Below are 20,276 nucleotides of genomic sequence, written 5' to 3' on the forward strand. Positions count from 1 at the left end.
TAATCTGGAGTACCATCCATATCTGCATCATCAAATGGATCTGTTCCATCATTCTCATCAACATCCAAAATACCATCATTATCATCATCCGGATCTACATTATCTGCTACACCATCATTGTCATTATCTTCTATATCCCTGTAATCAACATCTCCTGTTCCCGGGAAATCATTGTCAGCATCGCCATAAGCATCTTCTAAAGTTGTACTATCAGTAACTACATCTCCCGTACCTAATCCATCATTAACTGTGGCTCCTACCTCAGTACTATCGTCATTATCGTCAAAAGCATCATCTAACCCATCTCCATCTGCATCATTACCTGAAGGGGTATTATCAGTATCACCATTCTCTGTGATATCTAAAACTCCATCATTATCACTATCTGTATCTAAATAATCAGCAGTGTCTATACCATCTGTATTCTCCGGATCAATAGCAACTCCAATTGGATCAATACCAACAGTAGTACCATCATCACCGTCATACACATCGTTAAGTCCATCGCCATCTGTATCTGTAAATGTTCCCGGAGGAATATAACCTCCTGATGTTTGTCCTTCTATATTATCTGGAATACCATCGCCATCTGCGTCAATATCTAAATAATCTGGTAAACCATCCGGTGTAGCTTCTGAATCTGGAACTGTTAACGGCGTACCATCAGTAACTTCTCCTGTACCAGAACCACTATCTACATTATCAACGGTATCAATCAATCCGTCAGCATCTGCATCTCCTCCATCCAAAACACCATCACCATCTGCATCAATACCACCTGCCTCTATAACATCTGGTAAACCATCATTATCTGAATCTAAATCAAATTGATTGATCACACCATCTCCATCAACATCAAAAACATCTATGATACCATCCATATTATCGTCATCTCCAAAATCTGGATCTAAATAATCTGGAGTACCATCCATATCTGCATCATCAAATGGATCTGTTCCATCATTCTCATCAACATCCAAAATACCATCATTATCATCATCCGGATCTACATTATCTGCTACACCATCATTGTCATTATCATTAGGAAGAACAACACAAAAATCAAAATTTCCAAATCCATATCCATGTTTGATATTAGTACACGTACTACAATTATTCCATTGAACAATGATACTACTAATTCCATTTATATCTGAAAAATTTATTCCTAACTGGCCATTGATAAAGCTATTAGTCCTTGTGGTCGCATCAACTATTCCAGTATCTTCATCAAATGTGTAGTTTGGAGTGGTTGGTGTTGAAAAATCTGGATAAATTGTATTTCCAAGCGTATTGATTGCTGTAATTGTAAATTCATCACCATTGCTACCAAATTTATCAACATTATATAAGTCAAAACCAACTGAATATACTACTGTGGTTCCTCCAGAAAAAGTAATCGTTTGTGTAATACCTGATGCAGAAGTGAATCCATCAGTAAAGATTTGTAGTACTTCCTTATATCCACGTGTAGCATTTGATCCTATACTTGGTGAAATGTCATTTGCTATTCCGGACTGAGCAGAATCCCAATTACCTAGAGTACCAGTATCTCCGGTAAAATTATGTGTCAAATTAACACCTGAACCTCCTATATTATTGAATGTATTTGTTAGCGCCCCAACAGGAGTATACTCAAATTCATTAATACCATCTGGAGCATTACTGTTCCAAATAAAACTATATACTGTATCGGTACACTCAGGAGTTGCATGTAGCTCATCTGGAACCTGAAATAAGAATCCATCATCCGCTCCCGATGTATTTACCCCTGCGACCGCTGTAATAGTATCCGGATCGGGTGCGCCCTGAGTTTGCGTACTGCCAGTTGGCAAATCAGCATTATCAATATCTATATTAGTATCACCAGCAGGAACTATTGCACTCCAATTTCCATTTGCATCTGTATCAACAGTCTGCGTACCTCCTCCAAATTCTGTAATATTAATTGTTACTCCTGATAAATTTACTTCTCCATTGTCCTGTATTCCATTTCCATTAGTATCAGCGTATAAATGCCCGCTTATTATAGGAAGACAAATACCAACGTTTGCATCAGTTACACTAGCATTAGTTCCTAAAGAATAATCGATACCTATCTCAGTAACTAAACCATTATCGTCAACGGTTGCTGGATCCGTAGTTCCAAATTGTCCCCCATCATCTCCATCCGCATCATTGTCATTATATGCTTCGTCAGCATCAGTACAACCATCTCCATCACTATCAAGGTTCAAGTAATCCGGAGTGCCTGTTGTTGTTGCTATAGGTACTAGACCTGTTCCCGCTGATGCCGGAATACCATTAGTAGGAGGAGTAGTTCCTACAGCTCCATCAGCTTGACCGGGATTAGCCGCACTCGGTGTACCTCCTGCTTCAATTACATCATAAATACCATCATTGTCTGAATCAAGATCTAATTGATCAATAACACCATCACCATCCGTATCAAAACCTGGTTGTATAGCATTATCAGTGTCACCTACACTAGCATCTCCGTCATCATTATCGAGATATGCAGGTATACCGTCATTATCTCCATCTAGAAATGGATCATTACCATTATTTTCTACAGTATCTAAAATACCGTCGTTATCATCATCAAGATCATCTGTATCATTAAAACCATCGTTGTCATGATCCACATTGAGTGTAGCTGCATTTTCAATAATGACGCACACATTATCAGGATGTGTAACTATCAAATTATAAATTGTTCCATCCAGACCTGTTACGTCCGAAATACCCAACATAAATGTATCTGTCCCACTATAAACTCCTTCATTTGATAAATTAACTCCATTTTTTTGCCACTGATATACTATAGTCGAACTTACATCTGTAGGACTGGCAGTATAGTCTGGTGTCCCAGGAGTTGTATATGTAGTAGTACTTAATGCAGTAGCATCTGTAGGTGCAAACGTTGTTGCTCCAGATACAACAGTCTGATCAATCAGATCGGTAGCGTCTACTAAAACTTGTGTTGCTATTTGAGTAGTATTACCAGCTGGTGTAACGCTGGTTGCTGGTGTAGTATCATAAGTATTTCCAGTTACTCCCGCAGCAATAACGAGACCATTAGCATCTACTAAACCATTATCAATAGAAGGTATCGGATCGTCTGCTCCATAAAAACCTCCATCTCCTCCGTCTGCAGTTAATGAAGCATAAGCTTCATTCGCATCAGAGCAACCATCATTATCCGAGTCAAAGTCATAAGCATCTGGAATAGAATCCAAATCTCTATCAAAATTATCATTAATCCCATCACCATTCGTATCAACAAAACCTGCAACACTTGGATTTCTATAATTGGGTTCTCCATTAATCCCCTGAATATCATCAGGATCTAAACCTGATCCATCCCCTTCATTAACATCAAGGATTCCATCATTATCATTATCCAAATCTACATCATCCGAAACTCCATCACTATCATAATCTAAAAAATCTCGAACCAATTCACAAGCAAAACCATCATTTGTGTTTGTTGGTTCTGCTATAAAAATCTTTCTGAGAGTAGTTGACGTATTTAATTCAGCATCATCTAATCTATAAATACCGCCTGAACTATTATTAAACGCATAGAGATTACCATCCAAATCTTTCCAGGTTGCTCCAAAAAACTCATTAACAGGTTCAATATTATCCAAAGAATAATCAATATTCAATAAACGTTGAGTGGCATCTCCTGTTGATAAATCGACAACATATAGAAAAGTTGTGTAAATTCCCGACCCTGGGGCTGTTTCGGTAAGTCCATTTACTCCGTATACCGTGCCTCCAAATAATGAAAAATCAGAAATATTACTAGGAAATGTAAAAGAGCCACCTGTATTAATAGGTTCTTCCACCACAGGAATGGTTACATTAAACGGAATTGGATCGGTTATTCCTGACACGTCTAAACTAACGATTTTGGTACCTAGTTTTATAAAACCAATCCTATCACCGTTAGCAAACATAGTGTTGTTTGTTCCTCCCGTATTACCGCTCATATTTATTGTACCTACCAAACTAAAATCATTAGGATCATATACCCTAATCGTATTTCCATTATTAGCAGGCGCGCTATATATATATCCAGTATTTACATTATAAGCAGAGTTGGTAGCACTTGTTCTTGGAGCACCGGCAAGACTTCCAATTGCCACAAATGATTGTGAAAATTGATTATACTGCTTTACCTGGGCTACACCGCCTGGATTAGGTGTTCCAAACGTCTGATATAAAGTAACAATAGGACCACAATCCTGTGCTTGCCCGTAAAAAAATGGAAATAATAGTAAAATTATGAAATTTAGGAATACATAACCTTTACAAAACCTGTAGTTCTGGGTATTTTTCTTCATACGATGATGGTTTACAATACTATTTCAGGCTACGGGTAATAGCTCTAAAAAGTATTTATAAAATATTAAGTAACTAATTTTTAGCACCTATGTTTCTATCCTTTTATTAAAATAGATATTCACAAATATGGTAGATTTTTTATCTATTAACAATTTTTTGCTTTGAAAGTGTAACCAAAATCGATACAAAACTCATTTATTCGATATAAGACATAAAAACAAGTAAGTAAATGTATATTACAAGGAAAAAACAAGAAAAGAATGAAGTAACCCTATTTTAATAGGTATAGTTATCATACAGCTCATTGTATTTTTTAGCATTATATTTGCACCCTTATTTAGTATATCAAGATGAAATTTATTGACGAAATTAAGAGAAGAAGAACTTTTGGCATTATATCACACCCAGATGCAGGAAAAACTACACTGACCGAAAAGTTACTTCTTTTTGGTGGCGCCATTCAGGAAGCTGGTGCTGTAAAATCTAATAAAATCAAGAAAGGAGCCACTAGCGATTTCATGGAAATCGAACGTCAAAGAGGAATCTCTGTTGCTACCTCTGTTTTAGCTTTTGAATATAAAGGGATCAAAATTAATATCCTTGATACTCCGGGGCATAAGGATTTTGCTGAAGATACTTTTAGAACACTGACAGCAGTGGATAGTGTGATCGTGGTAATTGATGTAGCTAAAGGTGTAGAGGAACAAACAGAAAAGTTAGTTTCTGTATGTAGAATGCGTAACATTCCGATGATTGTATTCATAAATAAACTTGATAGAGAAGGTAAGGATGCTTTTGAACTCTTAGATGAAATCGAACAAAAACTTGGATTAAAGGTCACTCCACTTAGTTTCCCCATTGGCATGGGTTATGATTTTAAAGGTATCTATAATCTTTGGGAGAATAATATCAACTTATTTAGTGGTGATAGCAGAAAAAACATCGTTGAAACTATTCAGGTCTCTGATTTAGCATCAACAGAATTAGATGAATTGATAGGAGATACCGCTGCAGAAACTCTTAGAGAAGAATTGGAACTAGTACAAGGTATCTATCCTAAATTTGATAAAGAAGCATATCAAAGTGGAACTTTGCAACCAGCTTTTTTTGGATCTGCCCTTAATAATTTTGGAGTAAGAGAACTGTTAGATTGTTTTATATCCATTGCTCCTACTCCGCGGCCTAAAGAAAGTGATACTCGTATAGTAGCACCTGATGAAAAAGATTTCACAGGTTTTGTTTTTAAAATTCATGCTAATATGGATCCAAAACATCGAGATCGTTTAGCCTTTATTAAAATAGTTTCAGGAACTTTTGAGAGAAATGTTTCGTATTTACACACCCGACATAAGAAAAAACTAAAATTCTCTAGTCCCAATGCCTTTTTTGCAGAAAAAAAAGAAATTGTAGATATATCATATCCAGGTGATATTGTGGGACTTCATGATACTGGTAATTTTAAAATTGGAGACACTTTAACAACTGGAGAACTATTAAATTACAAAGGAATTCCGAGTTTTTCTCCAGAACACTTTAGATACATTAATAATGCTGACCCCATGAAATCGAAACAGTTAGCAAAGGGTATTGACCAATTAATGGATGAAGGTGTTGCTCAATTATTCACATTAGAACTTAATGGAAGAAAAGTAATTGGCACCGTAGGAGCACTTCAGTATGAAGTGATACAATATAGATTAGAGCATGAATATGGTGCTAAATGTATTTATGAAAACTTAAACGTGCATAAAGCATGCTGGATACAGACTTCGGATACAGATAGTGATGAGTTCAAAGATTTTAAACGTGTAAAAAGTAAATTCCTGGCTAAAGATAAAAGAGGTCAGTTAGTCTTTTTTGCTGATTCTTCTTTTAGCTTACAAATGACGCAACAAAAATATCCATCAATAACATTCCATTTAACCTCAGAATTCTAAGATCATAAATTCCCAGAGGTGTAATAATTTATTAATTAAGTTCATGTAAGATCCTAAAAGGTCATATTTATGCGCTAATAGAGAAGTGCTAATTTGAAAAGAGGTCAATGTAAACTAACATTATTTAATAGATTTTATTTTTACTATTACAAAACCTATAATTGAAAATATAGCGGTCATGATAATTGACACTAATCTTTTTTACTATCAAACGATCGCTTACCAAAAAGAATTTCAAAAAACAGTTTGAAATCAGAAATCAAACTCCAAAATGGATATTTAAAAGTAGCTGGTTTATTTTTTTCGAAAAATGCGTGACCTACCCAAGCAAAACCATATCCAACGAGAGGTACAAAAATCCATTTCCAACTCCAATTAAAGTAAATCGCGATTCCGATAACTACAAATACCAGAAAAGTACCTATAAAATGTAATGTTCTACTTGTTTTATTTTGATGTTCTGTTAAATAGAATTTATAAAATTCTTGATATGTTTCGATTCGATCAGACATAACGTTTTTATTTTAAGACTTACTCAATATAACAAAATTACCACTATTATCAAGCGTATTATGTAAGCAAAAAACCTGTCTGATTATAAATCAAACAGGTTTTCTACTCTATATGCATTAAAATTATGCTTGTCCAGTAGGACCAAAATTTAGAGGAATAGAAGGCTGTTCGTAATCTTTAATTTCTCCATGTGCAGATTCAAATCGAGACACATTATCAGCAAGTGCTTTTAATAATCTCTTTGCATGCTGAGGAGTCAAAATTATTCTGCTCTTCACTTTACTCTTAGGTCTTCCTGGCATAATATTCACAAAATCTACTACAAACTCTGAAACTGAATGATTTATAATTGCTAAATTACTATAAACCCCATCAGCAATAGATTCATCTAATTCAATATTTATCTGATTTTGCTTTTGATTCTTCTGGTTTGACATGTTGCCTATTTTTATGTAAATATCAGTTTATCCTAAAAAAAACAGCCTGCTGTTATGCAGGCTGAATTATTTAATTATAATTTACTTCTTGTCGCTTCTCCATTCGATCTTCGAATTCTTCTTTAGAACCAACAATAATACTCTCATAGTTTCTCATTCCTGTTCCTGCAGGGATTCTATGTCCTACAATTACATTCTCCTTAAGACCTTCAAGATTATCTACTTTTCCACTTACCGCTGCTTCATTCAGTACTTTTGTTGTTTCCTGGAATGATGCTGCAGAGATAAATGATTTAGTTTGTAGCGATGCTCTGGTGATACCTTGTAATATCGGTGTCGCTGTTGCAGATGTTGCATCTCTTGCAATAACCAGATTTTTATCTTCTCTACGCAATAAAGAATTTTCATCTCTAAGATCCCGAGGAGTAATAATTTGACCTTCTTTAAGGTTTTCACTATCTCCAGAATCTTCAATAACTTTCATACCGAAGATCGCATCGTTCTCTACAATAAAATCAGATTTATGGATCAGTTGATTTTCTAAGAAAATAGTATCTCCCGGATCCACAATTCTTACTTTACGCATCATCTGTCTTACTACAACTTCAAAATGCTTATCATTAATCTTTACACCTTGTAGTCGATAAACTTCTTGTACTTCATTTACTAAGTATTGTTGTACTGCAGATGGCCCTTTTATCTTAAGAATATCTTCTGGCGTAACAGAACCGTCTGATAATGGCATTCCTGCACGTACATAATCATTTTCCTGTACTAGAATCTGGTTAGAAAGCTTCACTAAGTATTTCTTAATTTCACCTATTCTAGATTCCACTATAATTTCACGATTACCACGTTTAATCTTACCAAATGACACCACACCATCCACCTCACTTACAACAGCGGGGTTAGAAGGATTACGTGCTTCGAATAATTCGGTAACTCTAGGAAGACCCCCTGTAATATCACCCGCTTTAGCTGATTTACGTGGTATTTTCACTAATATCTTACCTACTTTAATCTTATCACTATCATCGACCATTAAATGTGCTCCTACAGGAAGGTTATATGAACGTAATACTTCATCTCCTTTTCCTAATACCTGTAATGTTGGTATTTTTTTCTTATCACGAGATTCAGAAATAACTTTTTCCTGGAAACCAGTTTGTTCATCAATTTCTACCTGATAGGTAATTCCTTGTTCGATATTTTCATATCTAACTTTACCAGCAAACTCTGATATAATTACACCATTATAAGGATCCCATTGACAAATCACCTGATCCGCCTTTATAGTATCACCACTCTTTATAAATAACTGAGAACCATAAGGAATTAAATTGGTACTTAAAACTATTTTGGTCTTAGGATCAATTACCTTTACTTCTGATGTACGTGAGATGACAACATCAATCACATTTCCATCATTATCTTCGCCTTCTACAGTTTTTAATTCTTCTATTTCAGCTTTTCCGTTGAACTTAGCTTTTAACTGATTATCCTCAGAAATGTTACCTGCAATACCTCCTACGTGGAACGTACGTAAAGTAAGCTGCGTTCCTGGCTCACCGATTGACTGAGCAGCTACAACACCAACAGCTTCACCTCGCTGTACCGTTTTACCAGTTGCAAGATTACGTCCATAACATTTAACACAGATACCTTTTTTAGCTTCACAAGTTAATGCAGAACGAACTTCTACAGATTCTACAGGAGAATTCTGAATAATTTTAGCAGTAGCATCATCTATCTCGACACCTGCTTCTACAAGAACTTCTTGGGTTAGAGGGTTGATCACATCACTTAATGAAGTTCTACCAACAATCCTTGCTCCAAGTGACTCTATAACTTCTTCATTCTTTTTAAGCGCTGAAACTTCTACTCCTCGTAAAGTTCCACAATCTTCTTCATTTACAATTACATCCTGAGCCACATCTACCAGACGACGTGTCAAGTACCCTGCATCAGCAGTCTTAAGAGCTGTATCCGCAAGACCTTTACGTGCACCGTGCGTAGAAATAAAGTATTCAAGAATCGAAAGACCTTCCTTAAAGTTAGAAAGAATTGGATTTTCAATAATTTCACCACCAGCAGAATTAGATTTCTTTGGCTTTGCCATTAATCCACGCATTCCGGTCAATTGACGAATCTGTTCTTTAGATCCCCTTGCACCAGAATCAAGCATCATATATACTGAGTTAAAACCTTGTTGATCTTCTCTAATACGCTTCATTGATAATTCTGTCAACTGTGCATTCGTAGAAGTCCAAATATCAATTACCTGATTATAACGCTCATTATTGGTAATAAGACCCATATTATAATTAGAAACAATAGTATCTACCTGTGTATTTGCATCATCAATCATTGATTGCTTTTCTGCAGGAATAATAATATCACCTAAACTAAAAGATAAACCTCCTCTAAATGCAAAGTTGTACCCTAATGTCTTGATTTCATCTAAGAACATTGCTGTTTCCGGCACACTAGTTACTTTTAAAATATCACCAATAATATCCCTAAGAGATTTCTTAGTTAATACTTCATTAATATACCCTGCTTTCTCAGGAACTTTCTCATTAAATAATACCCTACCTGTAGTAGTTTCTATTATTTTAGTTACTAATTCTCCTTCTTCATTGATATCCTTCGTTCTCACTTTTATATTAGCGTTGATATCCAATCTTTTCTCGTTATAAGCAATAATTACTTCTTCTGGAGAATAGAAAGTTAAATCTTCACCTTTTATAATTAATTCTGCTGTAGATCTTCTTGACTTAGTCATATAATAAAGACCTAATACCATATCCTGTGATGGTACAGTAACAGGAGAACCATTTGCAGGATTCAAGATGTTATGCGATGCAAGCATCAATAACTGAGATTCTAGTATTGCTTCAGGACCTAAAGGTAAGTGCACTGCCATTTGATCTCCATCAAAATCGGCATTAAATGCTGTACAAACCAATGGGTGTAATTGAATTGCTTTACCTTCTATTAATTTTGGCTGAAAAGCTTGAATACCCAGACGGTGAAGCGTAGGAGCACGATTAAGCAGTACTGGATGTCCTTTTAGAACATTTTCCAAAATATCCCATACAACAGGCTCTTTTCTATCTATTATTTTCTTAGCTGATTTTACAGTTTTTACAATTCCACGCTCGATCAGTTTTCTAATCACAAACGGTTTGTATAATTCTGCTGCCATATTTTTAGGCAGACCACATTCAAATAATTTTAATTCTGGCCCAACTACAATTACAGAACGAGCAGAATAATCCACACGTTTACCAAGTAAGTTCTGACGAAAACGTCCTTGTTTACCTTTTAACGAATCCGATAAGGATTTCAAAGGTCTGTTAGAATCTGTTTTTACTGCAGAAGCTTTACGTGTGTTATCAAACAATGAATCTACAGATTCCTGTAACATACGCTTTTCATTCCGTAAAATTACTTCTGGTGCTTTGATCTCCATCAAACGCTTTAAACGATTGTTTCGGATAATTACACGACGATACAAATCGTTTAAATCTGAAGTAGCAAAACGTCCACCATCCAATGGTACTAAAGGACGTAATTCTGGTGGAATAACAGGCACCACTTTAAGAATCATCCATTCTGGACGATTCTCTCTGTTTTTATTAGCATCTCTTAATGCTTCAACAACCTGTAATCTCTTTAGAGCCTCTGTTTTACGTTGTTTTGATGTTTCGTTGTTAGCTTTATGTCTTAGTTCGTATGATAACCCGTCAAGATCAATTCTTTTTAAGATTTCGATCAAACATTCAGCACCCATCTTTGCGATGAACTTGTTAGGATCTGTATCATCCAAATATAAATTTTCCTGCGGAAGACTATCTAGAATATTCAGATACTCTTCTTCTGTAAGGAAATCCATTTTTTGAACAGCTTCTCCTTCTTCATTCTTAGCGATACCTGGTTGGATTACTACATATCTTTCATAATAGATAATCATATCTAATTTCTTAGATGGTAATCCTAATAAGTATCCTATTTTATTGGGTAAAGATCTAAAGTACCAAATATGTGCTACTGGTACTACTAAATTAATATGACCAACACGATCTCTACGAACTTTCTTTTCTGTCACTTCAACACCACAGCGATCACAAACGATGCCTTTGTAACGTATTCTTTTATATTTTCCACAAGCACATTCAAAATCCTTTACAGGACCAAAAATACGTTCACAGAACAAACCATCACGTTCTGGTTTGTGGGTACGATAATTTATAGTTTCAGGTTTTAAAACTTCTCCTCTGGATGCTGCTAACACAGACTCCGGAGATGCTAAACCTATAGAGATTTTATTAAATCTCTTTACTGGATTCTTATCATTATTTCTTGCCATAATATATGGTTGCTTAAGAATTATTGTAATTAAATTTTGAATAGTATATTAATTCTTACCACACACTCAGATTTCTCATAGTGTGCGGTATTGAACTATTACATTATTCTTCTAATCTGATATCAAGTCCCAGACCTTTCAATTCATGCATTAATACATTGAATGATTCTGGTAATCCTGGTTCTGGCATAGGTTCACCTTTTACAATACTTTCGTATGTTTTAGCTCTTCCTATAACATCATCAGATTTAACGGTCAATATTTCACGTAAGGTTGCAGAAGCTCCATAAGCCTCTAATGCCCATACTTCCATTTCTCCAAAACGCTGTCCACCAAACTGAGCTTTACCTCCTAATGGTTGTTGCGTAATCAATGAGTATGGTCCTATAGAACGTGCGTGCATTTTATCGTCTACCATATGACCCAGTTTAAGCATATAGATAACACCTACAGTAGCCGCTTGATCAAATCGATCTCCAGTACCTCCATCATAAAGGTAAGTATGTCCAAATCTAGGAATTCCAGCCTCATCGGTAAACTCATTGATTTGCTCTAATGAAGCACCATCAAAAATTGGAGTAGCATATTTTCTACCTAATTTCTGACCAGCCCAACCTAAAACAGTTTCATAAATCTGTCCGATATTCATACGAGACGGTACCCCTAGTGGATTCAACACAATATCTACTGGTGTCCCATCTTCTAAGAATGGCATATCCTCTTCTCTAACAATACGTGCTACGATACCTTTGTTACCGTGACGCCCTGCCATCTTATCTCCTACTTTAAGCTTACGCTTTTTAGCAATATAAACCTTTGCTAATTTTATAATACCAGATGGTAATTCATCCCCAACAGAGATTGTGAATTTCTCTCTACGCAGGTTTCCTTGCAGGTCATTTTCTTTGATCTTATAATTATGTACAAGATCTGCTACCATAGCATTTAATGCATCATCAGTAGTCCACGTTCCTTTAGTAAGGTGTGCATAATCATCAACACTATTAAGCATTTTCTGAGTAAACTTCTTGCCTTTTGGCAATACTTCTTCACCAAGATCATTAATAACTCCCTGAGAAGTTTTACCTCCTACAATAACGAATAGCTTATCAATTAATTCTGTTTTCAGCAATTCGAATTTTGCATCATATGCTTTTTCTAAGATAGCAATATCCTCTTTATCCTGAGAACGTTTGCGCTTATCTTTTACAGCACGTGCAAATAATTTTTTATCAATAACCACACCATGTAATGATGGAGAGGCTTTTAAAGAAGCATCTTTAACATCTCCAGCCTTATCCCCAAAGATCGCTCTTAACAGCTTTTCTTCTGGAGTAGGATCACTTTCTCCTTTTGGTGTAATTTTACCAATTAAAATATCTCCTGGCTTTATCTCAGCACCAATACGAATCATTCCGTGTTCGTCAAGATCTTTTGTGGCTTCTTCAGAAACATTAGGAATATCATTAGTCAATTCTTCATTACCTAACTTAGTATCTCTAACCTCTAATGAATATTCATCAATATGTATAGATGTAAAAATATCTTCACGTACTACTTTCTCAGAAATTACGATTGCATCCTCAAAATTATACCCTTTCCAAGGCATAAAGGCTACTTTCATATTTCTTCCTAAAGCAAGTTCTCCATTTTCTGTTGCATATCCCTGACATAAAACCTGACCTTTAGATACTCTATCTCCCACTCTCACGATTGGTTTTAGATTAATCGATGTACCTTGGTTAGTTTTACGGAATTTTATTAAATTATAAGTTTTGGAATCGCTTTCAAAACTTACCATTCTCTGCTCTTCAGTTCTATCGTATTTGATACTAATTTTTTGTGCATCCACGTACTCTACCACACCTGCTCCTTCTGCATTAATCAATACACGAGAATCTGAAGCTACCTGACGTTCTAATCCAGTACCTACAATTGGAGCATCCACTCTTAATAATGGTACAGCTTGACGCATCATATTGGACCCCATCAATGCACGGTTGGCATCATCATGTTCCAAAAAGGGAATTAAAGATGCGGAGATAGAAGCAATCTGATTAGGAGCAACATCTGCATAATTAACAGTAGTAGGTTCGATTACCGGGAAATCACCTTCCATACGGGCAATAACCTTATCACTCTTGATGCTTCCATCATCAGTTAAAGGTATATTCGCTTGCATGATCAATTTCTCTTCCTCTTCTTCTGCGCTTAAATAAGTGTACTCGGCTAAATCTACTTTTCCTTCTTCTACTTTACGATAAGGAGTCTCTAAGAATCCCATAGAATTCACCTTAGCAAAAACTGCCAAAGAAGAAATCAAACCAATATTAGGTCCTTCAGGTGTTTCAATAGGACATAAACGTCCGTAATGCGTGTAATGTACATCTCGCACCTCAAAACCAGCTCGTTCTCTTGACAGACCTCCAGGTCCTAAAGCTGACAATCTACGCTTGTGAGTAATCTCTGCTAATGGATTGGTTTGATCCATGAATTGAGAAAGCTGATTAGTTCCGAAAAATGAATTAATTACAGAAGATAATGTTTTAGCATTAATCAAATCTATTGGCGTAAAAACTTCATTGTCCCTAACATTCATACGCTCACGAATCGTACGAGCCATACGAGCAAGTCCAACTCCAAATTGCTGAGATAATTGCTCACCTACAGTTCTAACACGACGATTAGAAAGGTGATCAATATCATCAATTTCAGCTTTAGAATTGATTAACTCAATTAAATATTTAATAATAGTAATGATATCTTCTTTGGTAAGCACCTGCTTATCCATAGCAATATCAAGACCTAACTTTTTATTCATTCTGTAACGACCAACTTCACCTAAATTGTAACGTTGATCAGAAAAGAATAATTTATCAATAATACCTCTTGCAGTTTCTTCATCAGGCGGTTCTGCATTACGTAATTGACGATAGATATGTTCAACTGCCTCTTTTTCAGAATTTGTTGGATCTTTTTGCAGGGTATTATGGATGATTGCGTAATCACCTTTCTGGTTATCCTCTTTATGTAGCAAAATAGTTTTTGCTCCAGATTCTATAATCTCTTCCAGATGATCTTTATCTAATACAGTATCACGGTCTAAAACAATTTCATTACGCTCTATTGATACAACTTCTCCAGTATCTTCATCTACAAAATCCTCATGCCATGTATTTAATACACGTGCTGCCAATTTTCGTCCTAAAACTTTCTTTAAACCAGACTTAGAAACTTTAACCTCTTCAGCAAGGTCAAAAATTTCAAGAATATCTTTATCTCTTTCGAAACCAATCGCTCTAAATAGCGTAGTAACGGGTAATTTTTTCTTTCTATCAATATATGCGTACATAACGCTATTGATATCTGTTGCGAATTCTATCCATGATCCCTTAAAAGGAATTACTCTGGCAGAATACAGCTTGGTTCCATTTGCGTGAAATGATTGACCAAAAAACACACCTGGTGAACGGTGTAATTGAGATACTACCACACGTTCTGCTCCGTTAATACAGAATGTACCACTAGGGGTCATATATGGTATAGTACCTAAATAAACATCCTGAACGATTGTCTCAAAATCCTCATGCTCAGGATCCGTACAGAAAAGTTTTAAACGTGCTTTTAGAGGCACACTATAAGTAAGACCTCTCTCTATACACTCCTGTAAATCATACCTTGGAGGATCAACGAAATAATCTAAAAATTCTAGTACAAATTGATTACGTGTATCCGTAATCGGAAAATTTTCCAAGAAGGTATTATAAAGACCCTCGTTTCCTCTTTCTTCAGATTTAGTTTCTAATTGAAAAAAATCCTGAAATGATTTGATCTGAATATCTAAAAAATCAGGATAATCAGGTCTGTTCTTTACAGAAGAGAAATTCAATCTTTCAGTTTGCGTTGCTAACATCAATGGACGGAATTAAATTAAAATTTAAAAAAAACTTGCGTATTTTAATACTTGATATTTATATACGCAAAATGGTTTAGACCTTATTACACTTTTTTGCGCAATAGGTCTAAACCTTTATGTCAATCTATGGTAAGCTTACTTAAGCTCAACCTCAGCTCCTGCCTCTTCTAATTGAGATTTTAGAGCTTCTGCTTCATCTTTTGCTACTCCTTCTTTAATTACACTAGGAGCTTCATCTACTAATCCTTTAGCATCTTTAAGACCAAGACCAGTTAATTCTTTTACTAATTTAACAACTGCTAACTTAGCACCACCTGGAGCCTTAAGTATTACATCAAATTCTGATTTTTCAGCTTCAGCATCACCTCCACCAGCACCACCAGCAGCTGCAACAGCTACTGCTGCAGCAGCAGGCTCAATACCATATTCATCCTTTAATATAACTGCTAATTCATTAACTTCTTTTACTGTTAAGTTAACTAATTGTTCTGCGAATTCTTTTAAATCTGCCATTTTCTATCGTTTTAAATAATAATTTTTAATTGAAATATATTTGTTAAAAAGTGCGTACACATTTATATTATCCTTCTTTTTCGGATAATGTTTTGATAATACCTGCAATAGTTCCTCCTCCTGATTTCAATGCTGAAATAACATTCTTAGCAGGCGATTGTAATAAGCCAATAATTTCTCCAATAACTTCTTCTTTAGATTTAATATCAACTAAAGCCTCTAAGTTATCATCACCTAAATAAATTGCTTCAGCAATAAAAGCACCTTTTAATACAGGTTTTTCCGATTTTTTACGAAATTCTTTTATCACCTTTGCCGGTGCATTACCAGTTTCAGAAAACATAATGGAGGTATTACCTTTTAAAATAGTTGGTAATTCTCCAAAGTCCTTATCAGAATTTTCCATTGCTTTAGCAAGCAATGTATTTTTGATTACTTTTAATGATACATTAGCTTTAAAACAAGCTCTACGTAAATTTGATGTTGTACCTGCATCCAGACCTGAAATATCTGTCAAATAGATATTTGTATTTTCAGCCAACTGAGCAGTTAAGTCATCAATTACTAGTGATTTTTCTTCTCTTGTCATGATTGTCTATCTTAATTACCCAGCAAAGTTTTTAGCATCTATCTGAACACTTGGGCTCATTGTAGAGGACATAAATATAGATTTTATGTACACACCTTTAGCCGTTTGTGGCTTTAACTTCACTAATGTTGTTAATAATTCATTAGCGTTACCTTCTATTTTATCAGCATCAAACGATGATTTTCCGATAGCTGCGTGAATGATTCCTGTTTTATCAACTTTAAAATCAATCTTACCAGCTTTTACATCTGAAACAGCCTTTGCTACATCCATAGTTACAGTGCCTGTCTTTGGGTTAGGCATTAGACCACGAGGACCTAAAACTCTACCCAACGGACCTAATTTACCCATTACACTAGGCATAGTGATAATTACATCAACATCAGTCCAACCTCCTTTGATTTTATCCAGATACTCATCTAAACCTACATAATCGGCACCAGCTTCTGTAGCTTCTGCCTCTTTATCCGGAGTTACTAATGCTAATACTTTTACATCTTTACCAGTTCCGTGAGGTAATGTTACAACACCACGTACCATTTGATTTGCTTTACGAGGATCTACATTAAGACGAACTGCGATATCTACAGATGCATCAAAATTAGTACTGGTAATATCCTTAATCAGTGCAGAAGCTTCTTTCAAGGAATACTCCTTTTTACTTTCCACCTTTGCTCTGGATTCTTTTTGCTTTTTTGTTACTTTTGCCATTTTGTAAATGTTTTTGGATTAAAAAGGAGCTTGTCCTTTTACAGTTACACCCATTGAACGAGCTGTTCCGGCAATCATTTTCATAGCAGACTCTACCTTGAAAGCATTTAAATCTGCCATCTTATCTTCTGCAATTGCACGAACTTGATCCCAAGTAACACTTGCTACTTTTTTACGGTTAGGCTCTCCAGAACCTTTTTTCTGTTTCGCTGCTTCCAGTATTTGTACTGCTGCTGGAGGAGTTTTAATAACAAAATCAAAAGATTTGTCTTTGTACACATTGATTACAACTGGTAATACTTTACCAGCCTTATCCTGTGTTCTACCATTGAATTGCTTACAAAATTCCATGATATTTACTCCGGCAGCACCTAAAGCAGGTCCAACTGGCGGAGACGGATTTGCCGCTCCTCCACGTACTTGAAGTTTTACAACCTTACTTATTTCTTTAGCCATTATCTATAATTTTAATTTAGAAAAGCTCTATTAAGTGGAAGCCCTAAGAGCTATTCTGGATATAATGTAACAATTATTATACTTTTTCTACCTGCATATAACTTAACTCTAATGGTGTTTTTCTTCCGAAAATTTTCACCATCACTTCAAGTTTACGCTTTTCTTCATTTACTTTTTCTACAGTACCGTTAAATCCATTAAAAGGACCATCAATCACTTTAATCGTTTCTCCTACTGTAAACGGTATTGCGATATTATCAGTTTTAACTGCTAACTCATCAACCTTACCAAGCATTCTATTAATTTCTGCTTTTCTTAAAGGAACCGGATCTCCTCCTTTTACCTCACCTAAAAAACCAATAACTCCGTTAATAGATTTAATAATATGAGGAATTTCACCCGAAAGATTTGCTTCAATCATAACATAACCAGGAAAATAAACTCTCTCTTTGTTTATTTTTTTCCCGTTACGTATTTGAATAACCTTTTCTGTAGGAACTAATATCTGAGAAACATAATCTTCTAATCCATTATGCGCAATTTCACGCTCAATATAATCTTTAATTTTGTTTTCTTGTCCGCTTACTGCACGTACAACGTACCATTTCTTTGTGTTACCAATTTCAGCCATTATACTTGTACTTGTTCTGGTTTAACTAATGAGAAATAATACTCTATTGCATTACTAAATACGGTATCGATCCCCCAGATAGCCAAGGCAAAAATTACAGAAAAAAGGATCACTACTAATGTCAACCTTTGCGCTTCTGCCCATGGTGTCCAAGTAACGTGATTCTTTAACTCGTTAAATGATTCCGATATATAGTTTACTAATCCTGCCATCCTATTATTCTATTTTTAACAAAAAATACAACTTTACTTTTTGTTATACAATTATCATATAAACTTCATAAAAACTTACAAAGATATCAAATTCAAAGCACGGGTTGAGAGACTCGAACTCCCGACACCTGGTTTTGGAGACCAGTGCTCTACCAACTGAGCTAAACCCGTATACATAAGGGAAGGTATCTGCCGCAACAGATACCTTTTCTTATATACTATTATTTATAGTATTAGTCTAAAATTTCGGTTACCTGACCAGCACCTACAGTTCTACCACCTTCACGGATCGCAAAACGAAGACCAACATTCATAGCAATTGTCTGAATTAGCTCTACAGTAATTGTTAAGTTATCACCAGGCATTACCATCTCAACTCCATCAGGAAGCGCAATGTTTCCAGTTACGTCAGTCGTACGAACGTAGAACTGAGGACGGTAGTTATTATGGAAAGGAGTATGACGTCCACCTTCTTCTTTTTTAAGAATATACACCTCAGCTTTAAACTTTTGGTGAGGAGTTACAGATCCAGGCTTAGTAATTACCATACCTCTAGAAATCTGAGATTTCTCTATACCTCTTAATAAAATTCCTGCATTATCTCCAGCTTCTCCTCTATCAAGAATCTGACGGAACATTTCGATACCAGTGATAGTAGAAGTAAGCTTTTCAGCTCCCATACCAATAATTTCAACTGGATCTCCTGTATTAGCAATACCCGTTTCTATACGACCAGTAGCAACAGTACCACGACCAGTAATAGAAAATACATCTTCAATAGGCATTAAGAAAGGCTTATCAACATCACGTGCTGGTAATTCAATCCAAGAATCTACTGCTTCCATTAATTTAAGAACGGAATCAACCCATTCTTGTTCACCATTTAATGCTCCTAATGCAGATCCAGGAATTACTGGTCCATTATCTCCATCATACTCATAGAATGAAAGAAGATCTCTTACTTCCATATCTACTAATTCAAGCATTTCTTCATCACCGTCTAGCATATCCACTTTATTAAGGAATACTACCATTCTAGGAATACCAACCTGACGTCCTAATAATATGTGTTCTCTTGTTTGTGGCATTGGTCCGTCTGTAGCCGCAACTACTAAGATTGCACCATCCATCTGAGCTGCACCAGTTACCATGTTTTTCACATAATCCGCGTGACCAGGACAGTCAACGTGTGCATAGTGACGATTAGCAGTTTGATACTCAACATGAGAAGTATTAATAGTAATTCCTCTTTCCTTTTCTTCTGGAGCATTATCGATAGTATCGAAATCTCTAGCCTCAGAAAGACCAGCGTCTGCTAATACTTTAGTAATCGCAGCCGTTAGCGTTGTTTTACCGTGATCAACATGTCCAATAGTACCAATATTTAAGTGCGGTTTGGAACGATCAAAAGTTTCCTTTGCCATAATTAATTTATTTTAATCTTAGTTATATATTAGTGTTCAATTTATGCTTCTGAACTAAGAGCCAATGACGAGATTTGAACTCGTGACCTCTTCCTTACCAAGGAAACGCTCTACCCCTGAGCTACACCGGCTTTTTAAACTACACAATGATAAACCAGAGTCCCTCAATAATCAGAAAGAAAACGGATTTATCACTACTTTTGTCTTTAAAA

13 protein-coding genes and 2 tRNA genes are annotated in these 20,276 nt (G+C 35.5%); 1 reads left to right on the forward strand and 14 read right to left on the reverse strand.

The window, feature by feature from the left end; all coding sequences use genetic code 11:
- Window positions 1–4,352, reverse strand: a 4,352-nt coding sequence (locus tag ABD816_RS01625; protein WP_425549101.1) for a beta strand repeat-containing protein, incomplete at its 3' end; no start/stop codon positions are given.
- Window positions 4,353–4,703: 351 nt separating this feature from the next.
- Here ABD816_RS01625 and ABD816_RS01630 point away from each other — a divergent pair.
- Window positions 4,704–6,290, forward strand: a complete 1,587-nt coding sequence (locus tag ABD816_RS01630; RefSeq protein WP_344924136.1) for a peptide chain release factor 3 — start codon at window positions 4,704–4,706, stop codon at window positions 6,288–6,290.
- 191 nt (window positions 6,291–6,481) lie between these two features.
- Here ABD816_RS01630 and ABD816_RS01635 read toward each other — a convergent pair whose 3' ends face one another.
- From ABD816_RS01635 to ABD816_RS01695, 13 genes are all read right to left on the reverse strand, one after another.
- Window positions 6,482–6,802: an Mpo1-like protein gene (locus ABD816_RS01635; RefSeq protein WP_344924137.1), complete on the reverse strand. Its 321-nt coding sequence runs from the start codon at window positions 6,800–6,802 to the stop codon at window positions 6,482–6,484.
- A gap of 123 nt (window positions 6,803–6,925) precedes the next feature.
- The gene (locus tag ABD816_RS01640) at window positions 6,926–7,240 is read right to left on the reverse strand and encodes a DUF3467 domain-containing protein (RefSeq protein WP_344924138.1); all 315 of its coding nucleotides are present in this window, start codon (window positions 7,238–7,240) and stop codon (window positions 6,926–6,928) included.
- Between the two features lie 70 nt (window positions 7,241–7,310).
- Entirely contained in the window at window positions 7,311–11,612 is a 4,302-nt protein-coding gene (gene rpoC, locus ABD816_RS01645; protein WP_344924139.1) for a DNA-directed RNA polymerase subunit beta', read from the reverse strand.
- Window positions 11,613–11,715: 103 nt separating this feature from the next.
- On the reverse strand, window positions 11,716–15,525 hold the full coding sequence (rpoB, locus tag ABD816_RS01650; RefSeq protein WP_344924141.1) for a DNA-directed RNA polymerase subunit beta: 3,810 nt from the start codon (window positions 15,523–15,525) through the stop codon (window positions 11,716–11,718).
- 138 nt (window positions 15,526–15,663) lie between these two features.
- The gene (gene rplL, locus ABD816_RS01655; protein WP_344924143.1) at window positions 15,664–16,041 is read right to left on the reverse strand and encodes a 50S ribosomal protein L7/L12; all 378 of its coding nucleotides are present in this window, start codon (window positions 16,039–16,041) and stop codon (window positions 15,664–15,666) included.
- 67 nt (window positions 16,042–16,108) lie between these two features.
- Complete coding sequence (rplJ, locus tag ABD816_RS01660; RefSeq protein ID WP_344924145.1) at window positions 16,109–16,630, reverse strand: 50S ribosomal protein L10; 522 nt, start codon at window positions 16,628–16,630, stop codon at window positions 16,109–16,111.
- A gap of 15 nt (window positions 16,631–16,645) precedes the next feature.
- The gene (gene rplA, locus ABD816_RS01665) at window positions 16,646–17,341 is read right to left on the reverse strand and encodes a 50S ribosomal protein L1 (protein ID WP_344924147.1); all 696 of its coding nucleotides are present in this window, start codon (window positions 17,339–17,341) and stop codon (window positions 16,646–16,648) included.
- An 18-nt stretch (window positions 17,342–17,359) separates the two neighbouring features.
- A complete protein-coding gene (gene rplK / locus ABD816_RS01670) occupies window positions 17,360–17,797 on the reverse strand; it encodes a 50S ribosomal protein L11 (protein ID WP_344924149.1) in 438 nt (145 codons plus the stop codon).
- Between the two features lie 76 nt (window positions 17,798–17,873).
- Window positions 17,874–18,428 carry a transcription termination/antitermination protein NusG gene (gene nusG / locus ABD816_RS01675; RefSeq protein ID WP_344924150.1) on the reverse strand — a complete coding sequence of 185 codons (555 nt, stop codon included), beginning with the start codon at window positions 18,426–18,428 and terminating at the stop codon, window positions 17,874–17,876.
- Window positions 18,428–18,640: a preprotein translocase subunit SecE gene (secE, locus tag ABD816_RS01680; protein WP_344924152.1), complete on the reverse strand. Its 213-nt coding sequence runs from the start codon at window positions 18,638–18,640 to the stop codon at window positions 18,428–18,430. The genes nusG and secE overlap by 1 nt, the downstream gene beginning before the upstream one ends.
- 98 nt (window positions 18,641–18,738) lie before the next feature.
- Window positions 18,739–18,811: transfer RNA gene (locus ABD816_RS01685), tRNA-Trp, on the reverse strand.
- A 62-nt stretch (window positions 18,812–18,873) separates the two neighbouring features.
- Window positions 18,874–20,064 (reverse strand): elongation factor Tu, encoded by a 1,191-nt coding sequence (tuf, locus tag ABD816_RS01690; RefSeq protein ID WP_344924154.1) that lies wholly within the window; start codon window positions 20,062–20,064, stop codon window positions 18,874–18,876.
- A gap of 59 nt (window positions 20,065–20,123) precedes the next feature.
- Window positions 20,124–20,195 (reverse strand) — tRNA-Thr (locus ABD816_RS01695).
- Window positions 20,196–20,276 lie beyond the last annotated feature (81 nt).

Origin of the sequence: Aquimarina addita, from assembly GCF_039539305.1 — a bacterium.
GTDB lineage: Bacteria > Bacteroidota > Bacteroidia > Flavobacteriales > Flavobacteriaceae > Aquimarina > Aquimarina addita.

Coding starts and splice junctions, on each gene's coding strand:
- ABD816_RS01630 (WP_344924136.1), top strand. CDS start 4,704: ATGAAATTTATTGACGAAATTAAGAGAAGAAGAACTTTTGGCATTATA.
- ABD816_RS01635 (WP_344924137.1), bottom strand. CDS start 6,802: ATGTCTGATCGAATCGAAACATATCAAGAATTTTATAAATTCTATTTA.
- ABD816_RS01640 (WP_344924138.1), bottom strand. CDS start 7,240: ATGTCAAACCAGAAGAATCAAAAGCAAAATCAGATAAATATTGAATTA.
- rpoC (WP_344924139.1), bottom strand. CDS start 11,612: ATGGCAAGAAATAATGATAAGAATCCAGTAAAGAGATTTAATAAAATC.
- rpoB (WP_344924141.1), bottom strand. CDS start 15,525: ATGTTAGCAACGCAAACTGAAAGATTGAATTTCTCTTCTGTAAAGAAC.
- rplL (WP_344924143.1), bottom strand. CDS start 16,041: ATGGCAGATTTAAAAGAATTCGCAGAACAATTAGTTAACTTAACAGTA.
- rplJ (WP_344924145.1), bottom strand. CDS start 16,630: ATGACAAGAGAAGAAAAATCACTAGTAATTGATGACTTAACTGCTCAG.
- rplA (WP_344924147.1), bottom strand. CDS start 17,341: ATGGCAAAAGTAACAAAAAAGCAAAAAGAATCCAGAGCAAAGGTGGAA.
- rplK (WP_344924149.1), bottom strand. CDS start 17,797: ATGGCTAAAGAAATAAGTAAGGTTGTAAAACTTCAAGTACGTGGAGGA.
- nusG (WP_344924150.1), bottom strand. CDS start 18,428: ATGGCTGAAATTGGTAACACAAAGAAATGGTACGTTGTACGTGCAGTA.
- secE (WP_344924152.1), bottom strand. CDS start 18,640: ATGGCAGGATTAGTAAACTATATATCGGAATCATTTAACGAGTTAAAG.
- tuf (WP_344924154.1), bottom strand. CDS start 20,064: ATGGCAAAGGAAACTTTTGATCGTTCCAAACCGCACTTAAATATTGGT.